This is a genomic window from Nitrospirota bacterium (genome assembly GCA_016219645.1).
Classification (GTDB): Bacteria; Nitrospirota; Nitrospiria; order Nitrospirales; family Nitrospiraceae; genus Palsa-1315.
Window position 1 is genome coordinate 151,861 of the sequence record JACRLR010000007.1, and the last position, 14,987, is coordinate 166,847.

The following is a 14,987-nucleotide window of genomic DNA, read 5'->3' on the forward strand; positions in this document are numbered from 1 at the left end:
TCTGGTTCATTTGGTTTGTTTGGTGTATCTGGTTTATTTTGTTCCTCCGGGTCAACCAAAGACACCAGACAAACCAGATACACCGAACAAACCTAAGAACGGTCGGCTAGACATCGACGGCGAGGCCAAGCCGCAAAAAAATAAACTGAAACGAGAGAGACGGGACTCCTAATGCAGTTGCAACGGCCTGAGAATAACTCTCGGCTTGAGATCGGTAATAATCCACCTTGCGCCGTACGTCCTCAGCTGCCACATCATCTGTCTTATAGTCGGCGATCCAGATCCGGTCGTCAAGCCTGTAAATCAGGTCTATCGCCCCTTCCATCAGTTGAAATTCGCCTACCGACATGACGAATGGGACTTCTCGCCCAAGCACCGTCGCACGTTGCAATCTCCCGTATGGTTCGGAGGAAAGGAAGCGCTCGAAGAGACCCGCAAGATCCTCCGTCATATCGGCCCTCATTCGAGAATGATTTTGCCCTATATAGCGATCAATCGTCTGTTCGATCACAATACCGATCTCGGAACAGGGTCTGGCAAAGTCCCACTGTTCAAGTACCGCATGGGCACAGACCCCGGTAAGCCGAGCCACATCGGGATCTCTCCCTGTCACGGCATGTGGTGCCCCCCCCTCGACTCGGCCACCTGTCAGACTAGAAGGAGTCACTCGTCGCGGTGTTGTACGGCGGTTCTCCCATTCAAGCTTCCTGGCCTGGCGGCGGATGGGGATGGAACCAAGGGGCGGTTTAGGAGCCATGGTGGAGAGAGACTTTTGGCTATGCCGCCTCGCTTCCTTCGTGGCCGACGTCATGACTCGAGTGAGCCGACTCGTTCCGATACAAATTTGGTCAGCCGCTGAAGGGTTCACCTCATCAACAATTGTTTCTCCAAGCAGAGAGAGAACCGTGTCATGTCCCGGCTTCGCGGTCAGCCCGCCTGATAGGACCAATAGATCGCGCGCTCTTGTCATGCCGACATACAGGAGACGCCGCTGTTCCGCTTCTTCACGCGCAGCCATCTTCATCTCCACCAGCAGGGCTCCGAGATTCGAACGGCTTCCAAGCCGTAGACTATAACAGCGACTCGACCAATCATGATGAATGGATGGCCCTTTGTGAGAATTTTTTGCCGCCTGGTGCAGTCCGGGAAGAATGACCACGGGAAACTCCAATCCCTTGGCCTTATGGATGGTCAACACGCGGATTGCCTCCAGTGATTCCTCAGCCAGGGCGCTTTCCGCCTCAACCGGTTGCTCGGATACTCTGGTCATCATTAAGTCAACAAACCCGGTCAAGGTGAGATGGGGACGATCGGCCAATGCTTCGGCCATCTCCCGGACCTTCCGCAGGTTGGCCACACCTTGCTCGCCGTGGAGCGATGCCGCAGCTAATTCCAGAATGGGCAATCTATCGAAGATGAGATCGATGGCGTCAGGCACAGGCCTAAAAGGGGTGAGCCGATGCAGCTCAGCCAAATGCTCATAGAGCCGCCGTACCAGTTCTGCCTGCGGATGGTTCCAGGCAGATAGCCTTTCCCGATGCTGGTAGTCTAACCCCTCTCTTTGCTGAAGGGCCAACAGATCCCGATCCGTCATGCCGCCAAGGGAAGATCGCAAGACTCCTACTAACGCAATCCTGTCGTACGGATTGTCGACGACGCGGAGAAGGTTGACCACATCGATGACCTCCTGCCGCCGATAAAAATGCTTTTCCCCATCTGTGATATAGGCGATGTCATAGCGGCGAAGGGCATCGAGATAGACCTCTGTCTGGGTCAACTTCCTAAAAATCAGTGCAATGTGTCCCGGCTGGAGCGGGCTTTTGTGCCGATCGCGATCCATGACCGTCGTCCCCGAGAGAAGCTCTTCCTTTAGCCAACGTGCTAGCGCTTCCGCCTCTTCCCTGGTTGCAGCCTGACCATCGAACTCCTCGTCGCCCTCTCTCGGTGTCACGAGTCGGAGCTGCACACCGGAGACTGAGACCTCAGGCTGTCGTTGCGGCCTGACTGCCAGCGGTTCATTGGCCGGCTGAATGTGTTCTGCCTGTTGAAAGAGCCGGTCAAAGACATTGTTCACGACGTCGAGCACGGCCCCGTCGCTGCGAAAATTCGTCACCAGGGAATAGACGCGTCCCCCGGCAGCTTGAATTTTCTCCACCACTCGTTCGAAGGCTTCGATGTCGGCTCGGCGAAAGGCATAGATCGATTGCTTCGGATCTCCCACGATAAATAATTTACCCGGCTCTAAGTCTACGTCCTGCCATGAGGTCTGATGGCTGCCCGCCCGTTCACCAAGGTAAACGATGATCTCGTACTGGATCGGATCTGTGTCCTGAAACTCATCGACCAAGATTGCCCGATAGGTTTGTTTAATCCTGGCACGGACTGCCGAATGATCGCGTAAGAGGGTTTTGGCCCGTGCCAGCAATCCATCGAAAGCAATCCACCCGGAGGTAAGAAAGCCGTGCTGGATCTGATCGAGGAAGGGTCTCACGAGTGTCACGACGTCCTGAAAGTAGGACTGGTCAACTGTAAGTAGTTGTTGGGCCAGCCCGATGATGGAAGCCGCCTCCTGAAATGCCATCTCATCCCATCCTGTAGGCGCCTTTCCCAGGTCTTTCTCCAAAGTTGCCCGTTCATCCTCTGTGAGATGAATGAGCCCCGGTACCCCCTGCTCCAACAGGAGTGTCATCGATTGCACTGCAGCAGCCAGCATCTGTTCTGCCTTACGCCGTTTGGGTCGATCCTGTATGGCAAGAAGAGCAGCGGCTCGGCTATGCATGGCGACGATCCAGTCTCGGAAGGGACCCTCAAGGGGAAGGGATCGGCACTGACGTTCCAGCTCATGGAGATCCACAAAATCCCCGGCGAGAGCCTCGGTAAACTGCCGAAGATCGTCGAGAGTGACCCCAGCCAGGACTCGACGCCAACGGTCATGCTGTGATCCGGCTGATCCGAGTTCGTCGTCCAACCAACAATCCCAAGATGAATCAAACAATTCCTTAAAATTTGACCCGTCATCCTCTTGAAATAATGGATCAATTCCTGACTCTACCGGATGGAGCCGCAAGAGATGTGCGGCAAAACTATGCAGGGTGCCGATCTGGGCTTTATCAATCTGCTCAAGTGCAACCTTGGCCCGTTCGCCGACCTGTTCAGCGGAAAGATGATAGCGAGTCCGGAAGACGGAGATTAGATCATCGGTCAGCTCTGTCAAACGAAGGAGCTGCTCGCGCAGCCGCTTCTTCATTTCAGTCGCAGCCTTGTTAGTGAAAGTAAGGGCCACAATCTCCGTGATGGCCAAGGGGCTTGGTTCTCTTAGAAGAAGGTTGAGGATGCGATTGACAAGAATCGTGGTCTTGCCGGTCCCGGCCCCCGCCATCACCACGACATTGTGGTCCCAGGTTGTCTCTGCCAGGAGCCGAGCCTTGGAGTCCGAGAGTGTCAGGAGATCACTCATCGTGCACCTTCTGTTTTCTCAACTTGCGCAAGACACGGGCCTGAGATGACTGGTGCGAGCGCCACCCAACCATATCGTCGTGACGGCGGCAGGCGCCGGAAAATTCGCAGTAGTCGCAATAGCCATCGGGAAGAATAAAAAAATCTCCTCTCACGATGCCTGCAACTAATGTGGAGAGCGTCTGTCGGATCATTTCGCCGGTATGGCCAGTCCAGAGGCCCGCGTCGAACGTTGAACGAGAGACCGGTTGCTTCCACTGTGGGGCCAGAAAGAGCAATTGAACATCGGTTACTGCGGGAAGCGAGGGTAGAGTCATGCTGGCATAGAGCGGCGGTTGCAGTCGCAATCCGCGCACGGCCGACAAGGCCAGGTTGCGGTCCACGGCGCTGATGTCATGACCCTGTTTAAACTTATAGTCCACGATACGGAGCGCTGGTGGATCAGCTCGGTAATCGACACGGTCCAGGGCGCCATGAATCTTCATGGAGCCGGACAACGAATCGGACTCCAGTGGCACAACGCCCTGGACGGACGCTTCAAAAGCGACAGGACGGAATCCGGTCGCAAGATACTCCACCTGGTCCGACGAGACAGCAGCAGTCACCAACTCAGCCACCTGTTCACGCGCCAGCGTCCAGAGCAGGGCATGCCCTGTTCCCTGACTTGCCGCATGGGTGGCAAAGGCCTCGGTGACTGCCTCTTGTACCGTAGAGCGCACCCTAACTTCATTCAGTGAGCTATCAGGCCATTGAAGCGACACCAACCGTTCATAGCTCAGTCGCAGTGATGCATGCACAAGAGTTCCGATCGTTAAGGGAGGCAGGTGGTCCTGCTGGAGCCGTCGTACTGGCTCCAATCGAAGAACTTTTTCCGCGAAGTACTGAAAGGGACAGGTCGCATACCGTTCCAATGCTGTCGGCGAGAAACTCCGATCGATGACAGCCGGTGACTCAGACGCCTGTATGCCGATCAGGCCGTCGAAAGGGCCCAGCTCAGGCGATTCTCGTTCAATCGTTTTCAGTGTTACGAGCCCCTGTTCCAAGAGGCGGCGGTCTCGCCCTATTGTATCGAGCACCGGGAGCGCATCCTGTCCTTGCAACAGGCAACCCAAGGCCAACTCCTCGGCAGGTAACAGGTCTTGAATTGAGGGCTGTTTGCTGATCCGTTGAGTCAGCCGTCGGGGGACTGACTCTTCAAGCTGTCCGACGAATCGTGGATCGCGCATCGCGATAGCGACAAAACCAGACGGCGCCATGACCCGCCCTGTTTCGTCTGCTCGCTGGTACGAGAGATACAGCCGATTGGTTGCCGACCGGCTGAGGAGCTCAAACAAGAGTCGCTCTTCTTCATGTCCCGCTAATTTCTCATCAATCTTGTAGCCCAGGGTCGATTCCAGAACGGTTCGTTGCCGGTCACGAAGAAAGGGGTCTTCCTGCACGTATCGTGGAAAAACCTTCTCGTTCATGCCAAGCACAAAGAGCGTGCGAAATATCCGACCTCGAGCCGTCATGGCATCCAACACCTGAACACCCTGGTGCCGTCCCTCTTCGATGGGGATGCTCGTTTCATCCAAAACTCGCTGAAACAATTGGACCCACTCCTCCCAAGAGAGATCTCCTCCGAGCGGGTCCAACTCTAGCAATCGGTCCAGCGCAGATCGAATCAGTAAGCCAACCTCAGTGAGAGTTGTCGGCCCGGATGACTCGGCTGATGTTCCATCGAATAGGTCCGGTACGTGAATATGGGATTTCACCAGGGCGAGAAATGCATCGGTCAAGGTTCCAATCGATCCTTGAGCTGGAAGAGTCCGACATTCATGGATCAGTTGCGACACGACTTCCCATAAATATGTGAGCTGAGTCACCTCGAATCTCCCGACCGTTGTCACATCGTCTTCGTCAGATCCTGCCTCTGCATCGCGGAGAATCGACAAACTGGCCGGCGATCCCAAACGCTTCCACTCCACCTCCCCTTTCGTAATACCCAAGGTGTAGACCAGCGAACGCCAGATATCGGGACGGAAATTCGTGCTGGAGGAGTCGCCGCCCTGTGAGCGACAATAGAACGGAGATGTGATCACATCCAGCATGGCCGCGCGGTCGAAGTCGTTCAATGGGAGCGATGCCAGGCGCAAGAGAACTTTGACCAATGGTTCGCGCGCCAGCGGCTTCCCGGCCGTTGACGTGAAGGGCACCAGATGACGATCAAACACCGACTGGAGCCGAGCCTGATAGGGCTCCAATGTACGTGCCACCACTCCGATCTCATCGAAACGATAGCCGTTCACCTCGGTTAAGGTCAGAATTTCACGACAGACCGTCGCCAATTCCTCCTCAACCCCGATAACGTTTATCACGGAGAGTTCGACTAATTCCGATGTTGCGGTTCGGTCCCCTTCCCCACTCCGATCCTCATGGCTGTCTGCCAGCGGAAGAAGATGGCGTTCAAAGAATTGGCGGGCAAAGCGAAAGGCCTGGCGGTCTTGCAATGGAAAATACAACGTGGTCGGCACAACGCACGTGACCGATTGAAAGAATGACAGTTGGACCTGCGAAAGATCGTAAAAGCCATAGTAGAAGAGGTGTTGCAGCCCCTTGAAAAACGAGGAACCTGAGAGATCTTGGCCGAATGAAGCAGCCAGGTCATCCGGAGAGCCGACTCCGAGAGACCGACTGGCTTCCTTGACGGCTGCATGCAGCGTGAATATGGAATGGAGCCAGACTTGGTCTTCTTCTTCAAATACCCCTTCCGTGAGTGCCTTCAATGCCGTTGCCGGCGCAACCACCGCGTCTTTCAAATCGCGAACCGTCGCCCAGAGACCTTTCCAGGTTCCTGGTGAGGGAGGCAGCCGCGTGAGAGGTTCAAGCCCTGGAAGCTTTCGTCGAACCACCTGCCGCACCAATTGCTCACAGAAGAAATCGTCGACCAGTTGCAGAGGCGACGCCTGACTGGTCTCAGAGACCGGCGAGAGATCATCACGCAGACGGAGGGCCAGTTGGTGGAACGTTAGAAAGTGTACATTGAGGAATGCGCGCGGCTCATGATGAGTGAGTACTTCATTCAGATGCTCGACCAGAGAGGCCGAGGGGACAATGACGGCGAGTGGAGCAAAGGGATCTTCAGTTTTACAGGAGCGAAGGTCCTCGACCAGGGCACGTTCAAGAACTGGATGAAAAGGACCTGTGACGATGCGAAGCATCTAGTATTGAATGGTTAATGGCTGATGGTGAATAAAGAATGCGCGTTGATCCGACATGTACCATGCACCATTCATCATCAACCATTAACCATTCCTTGTACTAGCCGGTTTCCGGCCCCAAGAGCTCTCCGTTACAATCCACGCAGCACCAGTCGCCATCGATAAACGCCATCGGGTCACCGCACATGGGACAATCCGGCGGAGGTCCCTTCTCGATGACAGGGAGCTCTGGCAATTCATTATCCTCGTCGATCATAGAGTGATCCGTCCCCTACTCGCGCGGTTTCATTTTGAGCTGCAACGCCTTCTCAGCGCTCTCCCGGCTCGGCACACCAACAAACGTGAGCCGCCCATCAATGATCGTAGCCGGCACCGCCCTTACCGAATGTCGATCTGCGAGGTTTCTCCCATCCTCTGTCGTAATATCTACCTCGCGATAACTGAAGCTATATTTCACCCGCAACTGTTTCCACAAACTTTTTGCTGACGGGCAGGCTCCACAGCTCGGTGAAACTAGGAGCAAGATATTGGGCATCGGTTCCTCCGGTCGTGGGCGATCTTAACACCGGGGTGAATGAGGCAGCAAGCGAAGGGGAAGTGGAGGGCAACCTGGCTGTCCTCCTGCTCGCGGAACGCGCGTACTCGAGGACTGACCAGGCTACCCTTGGAAGAAAATAAGGGATGAAAAGTAGTGTTTGACCAGTGTGCTAGCGTTCGGCCTCCGTAAGGTCGCCCTGTTCATCCATCTCTTCCAGATCTGCTTCTGCTTTGGCCTTGAGGGTCGAGGGATGCAGACCATACTTCCTGAGCATTTTGTAGAAATCCGCCCGATAGCGCCCAGCAAATTGGGCGGCACGAGAGATATTGCCACCGGTCAGTTCCAGCACATTCTTGAGATAGGTCTTCTCAAACTCTTCCTTTGCTTCCGTCAGTGGCTTGAGCGGCGCATCCGGTGATGTGCCCATCGAAGGTAACAGGTCGGGGGTAATCATGTCCTGACGGGTCATCACGGCGGCCTTCTCAACGACATTTTCCAATTCGCGGACATTGCCAGGCCAGGGATGAGTGATCAATCGATTGAGTGCAGCCGGCGTAAAGCCACGCAAGCTCTTATTCGCCCGTTTCGCACTCGCGGTCAGGAAGTGTTGTGCCAACAAGGGGATGTCTTCTCGACGATCGCGAAGCGGTGGGATAAACAACGGGACAACCGAAATACGATAGTACAGATCGTTCCGGAATGAGCCGTTCTTGACCGCTTCACCGAGGTCTTTATTGGTTGCGGCAACAATCCGCACATCGATCTTCGTCGAGACTTCAGAGCCCACTTCGCGGACTTCCCGTTCCTGCACAGCCCGCAACAATTTGACCTGCATCGAGAGCGGTATTTCGCCGATCTCGTCAAGAAAAAGCGTACCACCGTTGGCGCTTTGAAACAGCCCTCGCTTCGCGCCATGGGCGCTGGTAAACGCACCGCGCACGTGCCCGAAGAGTTCGGACTCGAAGAGCGTTTCGGGGATGGCCGCGCAATTCAGGGCGACAAACGGCCCCTTACTCCGTCGGCTGTTCGCATGAATGACACGGGCCAAGACTTCTTTGCCGGTACCAGTTTCCCCGAAAAGAAGAATGGTCGCGTCCGAATCCGCCACCTGCACTACCTGCTGGAGGATGCGCTGCATCGCCGGACTCCGCGCGACGATGTTTTCCATTCCATACAATTCGTTGACGAGAGACTTCAGTCGCTGAATCTCTCCTCTCATCCGTTGTGGAGAAAGCCCTTCCTCGATTTTGGCCTTGAGTTCTTTGTCATCGAACGGTTTCGTGAGATAGCCGAAGGCTCCCCGCTGCATCGCTTCCACGGCATTGGGGATACTGCCGTGGGCCGTCAAGATGATCACCGGAAGGCCCGGATGAATCCGCAGCAATTCTTCCGTCACATCTAACCCGTCTTCGCTGCCCAGCCGGAGGTCGGCAACGACAAGGTCGAACCGGTCTTTCTTGGCTGCCGCGATGGCCTCACGTCCGGTTGTGCAACCAGTGACGTCAAAACCCATAGCGGTCAACCGCATCTTGACAAGATGCAGCAGTCCTTCTTCATCGTCGACTACGAGAATATGTTCCTTTTCCATGAAACTCCTTCTACGGTGTTACCGGTTCCGGCACGGTCGGAGACGGTGCGATCGTCGATGGGGGACGAACGGGACGAACCTTATCCCGCATTTCCTGATCGATGCGCTTCAATGCTTCCAGCTGGCTCGCCAACTCCTCTATTTTCTTCTCTCGATCAGACAATTGCTTTTGCAGCGACAGCACCATACCTGTATCCGATAGGCCTCGAGCGGAATCTTTGAGATCTCTCCTTCCGCTGGCCGTATCCCCTTTCCGGTCACGCTCGGCTAATTCACGCTGGAGGCCCTCCAGGGATTGGGCGTCGGCTTCCTTCATTGCCCGCAGTTGTTGGATCGTCAGCTCTCTGTCTAGCAAGTCTCGCACCAGACGATCGGATGCCTGCCCCAGGATCGCCTGACTCTCTGATATGGCTGGAGCCGCTATGACGGACTGGACCCAGGTCTGCTCCGTGGGGGAGCTGTGGTACTCAAGTAATTGTAACCAGAGCTTACTAGAGGAGGCCATCTGGCTTTTGGGCGACACGGCGATGACTTTCTCGAAATACTTCGACGCGCTATCCCGACTTTCGTAGAGCCCCAGCAGTGCGCGTGTAAAGTACACATGATCACAGGAATTATGCTCGGCACACTTGGGGATGAGCGCCTCTTGCTTTTTTGCCAAGGAATGAAGGAGTCTGGCCTCTCCCGCATCCACGACGAAGTAGGGTTGGGAAAACTGTGGCGCAGGCGACCATGCCGCACATCCAGCCAGAACGAGACAATACAAGGCTCCCCAGATGAAACCGTGGGCAGCCTTCATGCTATTTCTCCCGGCTTCGTGAGGGGGAGAACGAATCGTACCGTCGTCCCCTTTTTGACTTCGCTTTCGATCCAAATCCGTCCTCCATGCGCCTCGACCACTTTTTTTGCCAGGGCCAAGCCCAGCCCACTGCCTGGCGTCCCGTGCTTGGCCTTTGTGCGCCCTTGATAGAAACGTTCAAAGATATAGGGAAGGTCTTCGGCCTGAATACCGGGACCTCCATCTGTCACGCTCACTTCGAGGACTCCCGCTCTTTGATCCGGCCTCATGAGCACTTTCACAATGCCCCCTTCCGAGCTGAATTTCAATGCATTTGAGAGCAGGTTATCAAGCACTTGTTCGACTCTCAGCGCATCCGCCTTCACCCAGACACGTTGTTCCGGCGCTTCCAGCAACAGTTGCACGTGCTTGGCATCGGCAAGGAGTTGCACCTTGTTAACCGACATATCTGTGATCCGCTTGAGATCGGTCGGGACGATCCGGTATTCCATCATGCCAGCGTCCATTTTTGAGAGATCGAGAATGGTCGAGATGAGAGTGATCAGTCGGCGGCTGCTGTCTGCCATGATGCGTAAGGTCGTGCGCTGTTCTTGCGATAGGGGGCCGGGAATTTCATCGAGCAGCAAATGAGTCCCTTCCTGGATCGAAGCCATGGGTGTGCGTAATTCGTGGGAGACATGGGCCAGGAACTCCCCCTTCATATCATCCAGTTCTTGTAGTTTTGTGCCCATCCAATTCACGGAGTCGACGAGGTCTCGCAGCTCACTGGGGGCCCGGATATTCAGCGACGTGCGAAAATTTCCCTGCCCGATCTGTTTGATATGGTTCTGGACTTGTCGAAGCGGGCGCAGGACCGTAAAACTGGCCACGCCGGCGAGTGCAATGCCGAAGACAAGCGCGAGCAATACCAATTGCTCCGTCACCGCTTCGGCTTGCGCCGAACTTTCCCGTGACCGGCTCACACCGACACTGATGCCGGTCTCGTGAAGATTGATAAACTGCTGGAGTGTGGCAGTGATGCGGTCCATCAAAGCATCTCTCCGGCCCTCATAGCCCACGGACGGAGAAGTGGCGGGCGACCCGCCATGCTCCAACTCCGCGCGAAAGATCATCAGGCGTTCTTGCTGTAGGTGCTTGGTGTCTTGAAGGAGTTGAATCCCTTTGGGCGTGAGTTCCTGCGTTTCGAGACTCTGGAGTCCACGATGAAATTCGTCGACCTCTTCATCGAAATGTTGCAGGAACGTGGCATCGCGTACGGCCAGATACTTCTTTTCGCTGTTGAGTTGGGCATAGAGCACCCCGAGCAGCCGTTTGGCCGATTCGATCGCCGGGTAATGGTGCGTAGCCATGTTGGCGCTCAGCGAAGTCAGCTGGCGCAGTTGAAACAACGCGTATAGGTTCACCCCTGCCATCACCACGATGATGACAACAGAGGTCAAGACAATCCGCCAGAAAATCGATAAGCGCAAGGGAGAGGCCCTTTCTCAGCCTTGGAAATCGACGATATCTGTATCAGCTGTAGGCAATTCCATACACTATTTTCCCATGTCACTCAAGCAATCAGGCAAACAAGCGCCCGCCCGTACCATCCTCACGGCTCATCTCTAGCCCGCATTATTCATGACTGTTCGTGGCGAAATCGCCAAGCCGCGTTGTGAGACCGGCGCGCGGAGCCCGGAGGACCTGAGGCGTACTCATGCAGTACGTCGAAGGTCTGAGGGGCGAGCCCGCCGGCCCAGGCTTGTCGCAACAGCGGATTGGCGATTGCAGGAGAAGAGTCATAAATAATGCTGGCTAGTTGAATGGCGAAATAAATCGGCGCTGGCGGCGCGATACCCCATGCAGCGATGCAAAGAGATGGCCACGAAACAACAACATCGCCACAGCAAGGGGTGGCGTCAATAGGATCCCGAGATACCAACTGATTGAAGAGGGAATCCCCACGTAGTCCAGCCAACCTCCGAGGATCGTGAACGGCAGCACGAGGAGCTGGGAAAAATCCAAACCTGCCCCCCTCCCCAGGCGACTGGAGAGAGAAAAGAGCGATTGCAGCCCCATGGGTGAGAGGATGATGGGGATGAGAATCACCGCAAACGGAAGAAACCATTCGATCCAATTCTCAAGGACGAACTCATAGGAGGTCTTGAACACCTCCAACGGAGAACCATGCCGCACTTGATAGATAATCTCCGGCGCCGGGTTGAGCAAGAGAAAGAGGAGCAGAAAAACACCGTACGAGAGGAGTTGCCCATAGGGATTCGTCTGCATCGTCATATCGAGCGCCATCAGCGGCAGCCACATGATAAACCCAACGCCGATGACATCCCAGAAGTAATGACCGACACTGCCGACAATGTCGCGGAAGGTGAGGGCTCCTGTGGGGCTGATCGATTGCTCGATCAGACTCAGGGTGGCGCCGACCAAGAGCGCATTCACCGCGCCCAGCAGAAACCCTCCGACCATGCCGAGCGGCGATGCGATCTGGCTTGCCACCATGAGCAAGAAGCCGAATCCCACCACGGCTATTATGGCCATCCAGCCCCGGACGAGGGACCGTCCAGTTTTGCGCAAGGCGTTCCGATAGAGTGCCAGTGTTTCGGTGAGAATGCGGGGCATGAAAGACAATAGTCTGTGGGAACTTGTCCGGTCAAGCCAATGAATGCTCATGAGAGGTTGACTTCCTCCATCCTATGATTATGTGACTGGTATCGAGTCACACGGGTGAACTGAGAGGACCGAACGATGGACATGAATCGCATCACAATCAAACTACAAGAGGCGCTCCAGACTGCGTCGTCTCATGCCTCGAGACGAAGTCATCAGGGGATCGAGGTGGAGCACCTCCTGCTTGCGTTCGTGGAACAGGACGGAGGTCTCGCGTCCTCCCTCCTCGAACAAGCAGGGCTGTCGCTGTCCTCTGTTCATCAGGCAGTGGAACAGGCACTCGCAAAACTGCCTCAAGTACAGGGGGCCGGAGCAAGCCCAGGCCAGCTCCACATCGCCGCCCGGCTGAGCCAAGTCCTGGCCAAGGCCGAAGACGAACAACGTACGTTGAAAGACGACTATCTCAGCGTCGAACATGTCATCCTCGCCATGGCCCAGGAGGGGGGAGTCTTTAAGAAACTCGGCCTGACGAAGGAACGGCTGTTAGGAGCACTTCAGCAGATACGAGGGTCTCAACGTGTCACGAGCCAGGATCCGGAAAGTACATACCAGGCTTTAGAAAAGTACGGCCGCGACCTCACCAGGTTCGCGGGGCAAGGAAAACTGGATCCTGTCATAGGACGCGACGAGGAAATCCGTCGAGTCGTGCAGATTCTGTCACGGAGAACCAAAAACAACCCCGTACTCATCGGCGAGCCGGGCGTCGGGAAAACAGCCATCGTCGAAGGACTTGCCACTCGCATTATCAAGGGGGATGTGCCCGAAGGGCTGAAAAAGAAACGCGTCGTGACCCTCGATATGGGATCATTGGTGGCCGGCGCGAAGTTCCGCGGCGAATTTGAGGAACGATTGAAGGCTGTTCTCAAAGAGGTGCAGGCGGCAGAGGGACAAATCCTGCTTTTCATCGATGAACTGCATACGGTCGTGGGAGCTGGGGCAGCAGAGGGAGCCATGGATGCGGCCAATCTGCTCAAGCCCTTGTTGGCCCGCGGCGAATTGCACTTGATCGGCGCGACGACGCTGGATGAGTATCGAAAGCATATTGAGAAGGATGCCGCCTTGGAGCGGCGGTTTCAGACCGTGTTGGTCGATCAGCCGATGGTGGAAGATACCATCTCGATTCTGCGGGGGCTCAAGGAACGTTACGAAGTGCACCACGGCGTGCGTATCAAAGACGCCGCACTGGTCGCTGCGGCGAAACTCTCGAACCGGTATATCGCCGACCGCTTTTTGCCGGATAAGGCCATCGATCTGGTCGATGAAGCGGCAGCCCGCCTGCGTACTGAAATCGACAGTTTGCCCGCGGAACTCGACGAAGTCTCCCGCAAGGTGTTGCAGCTGGAGATTGAGCGGGAAGCCTTACGGAAAGAACAGGATCCGTCCAGCCAGGCCCGGCTCACCACACTTGAGCTGGAACTGGGTGAGAAACAGGGCGATCTGCAGGCGCTCAAGACTCGATGGGATTCGGAAAAAGCCTCGGTGGCACGGCTGCGAAAGACTCGCGAAGCGATGGAGGGGATCAAGCAGGAGATGGAACGGGCGGAACGGGCCTACGATCTCAATCGAGTCGCAGAGCTGCGCTACGGAGAGTTGCCTCGTCTCGAGCGGGAACTCACCTTGGAACAGGAACAGCTCGGCAAGAAGCAGGGTGAAAGCCGGTTGCTCAAAGAAGAAGTCGACGAAGATGATATCGCAGCTATCGTGAGTCGCTGGACCGGAATCCCCGTCGCCCGGCTGGTCGAAGGTGAAACGGAAAAGCTCCTCAAGTTGGGCGAGTTGCTCCATCAGCGCGTGGTGGGCCAGGATGAAGCGGTGGAGGCAGTTGCCGATGCCGTCCTCCGTGCGCGTTCCGGCATCAAAGACCCAAATCGGCCCATTGGCTCGTTTCTGTTCCTTGGCCCGACCGGAGTTGGAAAGACCGAGTTGGCACGGACCCTTGCCGCAACACTCTTTGATAACGATGCCAATCTGATTCGAATCGATATGTCCGAGTACATGGAAAAACACACGGTGGCCCGCCTGATCGGAGCCCCTCCGGGCTATATCGGCTATGAAGAGGGCGGACAACTGACAGAAGCCGTCCGGAGGCGCCCATTTTCCGTCATCCTGTTCGACGAAATCGAAAAAGCCCATCACGACGTCTTCAACGTCTTACTCCAAGTCTTGGATGACGGACGATTGACAGATTCTCAGGGCCGGACCGTCGATTTCAAGAATACCGTCTTGATCATGACGTCGAACATCGGCAGCCCGCAAATTCTTGACGCGCAGCAGCGGCATGCCTCCTATGACGAGGTCTGCGCTCTCGTCATGGTAGAGCTACGGGAGCACTTCCGTCCTGAATTTTTGAACCGTGTCGACGAGACCGTGGTATTCCATGCTCTGGGAACCGAACAGCTCACGAAGATCGTGGAGATCCAACTCGAGCGGTTGCGGACACGTTTGACAGAACGACGGATCTCGTTGTCCGTGACGCCAGAAGCCCTACGCTATCTGGGTGAACGCGGCTACGATCCCACCTATGGGGCGAGGCCGTTGAAGCGATTGATCCAACAGGAGGTTGAGACGCCGATGGCGCGTCAATTGGTCAAGGGAGAACTGCGCGATGGAGATACCGCGACCGTGGAGTTGAAAGACAGGCAGATCGTCATCGTACCAACGATCGCGGGCTAACAGGCGAAAGGCCGGTCTATCTGGTTGATCTGGTCTGTCTGGTTAGCTAAGAGTCGATCTTACTCGACC

The 14,987-nt window shown here is 55.8% G+C and carries 9 protein-coding genes; 1 reads left to right on the forward strand and 8 read right to left on the reverse strand.

What is annotated here, in order from left to right; all coding sequences use genetic code 11:
- Positions 1 to 106: 106 nt before the first annotated feature.
- The 8 genes from HZB34_01420 to HZB34_01455 form a co-directional block, all read right to left on the reverse strand.
- Positions 107 to 3,457 carry a UvrD-helicase domain-containing protein gene (locus HZB34_01420; protein MBI5314613.1) on the reverse strand — a complete coding sequence of 1,117 codons (3,351 nt, stop codon included), beginning with the start codon at positions 3,455 to 3,457 and terminating at the stop codon, positions 107 to 109.
- On the reverse strand, positions 3,450 to 6,656 hold the full coding sequence (locus HZB34_01425; protein ID MBI5314614.1) for a PD-(D/E)XK nuclease family protein: 3,207 nt from the start codon (positions 6,654 to 6,656) through the stop codon (positions 3,450 to 3,452). The genes HZB34_01420 and HZB34_01425 overlap by 8 nt, the downstream gene beginning before the upstream one ends.
- Positions 6,657 to 6,756: 100 nt before the next feature.
- Positions 6,757 to 6,912, reverse strand: coding sequence for a hypothetical protein (locus HZB34_01430; GenBank protein MBI5314615.1), 156 nt, complete (start codon positions 6,910 to 6,912; stop codon positions 6,757 to 6,759).
- Positions 6,913 to 6,927: 15 nt separating this feature from the next.
- Positions 6,928 to 7,191 carry a thioredoxin family protein gene (locus HZB34_01435; GenBank protein ID MBI5314616.1) on the reverse strand — a complete coding sequence of 88 codons (264 nt, stop codon included), beginning with the start codon at positions 7,189 to 7,191 and terminating at the stop codon, positions 6,928 to 6,930.
- A 172-nt stretch (positions 7,192 to 7,363) separates the two neighbouring features.
- The gene (locus tag HZB34_01440; protein MBI5314617.1) at positions 7,364 to 8,782 is read right to left on the reverse strand and encodes a sigma-54-dependent Fis family transcriptional regulator; all 1,419 of its coding nucleotides are present in this window, start codon (positions 8,780 to 8,782) and stop codon (positions 7,364 to 7,366) included.
- A gap of 10 nt (positions 8,783 to 8,792) precedes the next feature.
- Positions 8,793 to 9,581, reverse strand: a complete 789-nt coding sequence (locus HZB34_01445) for a hypothetical protein (GenBank protein ID MBI5314618.1) — start codon at positions 9,579 to 9,581, stop codon at positions 8,793 to 8,795.
- Positions 9,578 to 11,050 carry a HAMP domain-containing protein gene (locus HZB34_01450; protein ID MBI5314619.1) on the reverse strand — a complete coding sequence of 491 codons (1,473 nt, stop codon included), beginning with the start codon at positions 11,048 to 11,050 and terminating at the stop codon, positions 9,578 to 9,580. The genes HZB34_01445 and HZB34_01450 overlap by 4 nt, the downstream gene beginning before the upstream one ends.
- Before the next feature lie 325 nt (positions 11,051 to 11,375).
- On the reverse strand, positions 11,376 to 12,248 hold the full coding sequence (locus HZB34_01455) for a hypothetical protein (GenBank protein MBI5314620.1): 873 nt from the start codon (positions 12,246 to 12,248) through the stop codon (positions 11,376 to 11,378).
- Positions 12,249 to 12,323: 75 nt separating this feature from the next.
- Between HZB34_01455 and clpB the strand changes: the two genes are divergently transcribed.
- On the forward strand, positions 12,324 to 14,918 hold the full coding sequence (clpB, locus tag HZB34_01460) for an ATP-dependent chaperone ClpB (GenBank protein ID MBI5314621.1): 2,595 nt from the start codon (positions 12,324 to 12,326) through the stop codon (positions 14,916 to 14,918).
- Positions 14,919 to 14,987: the final 69 nt, after the last annotated feature.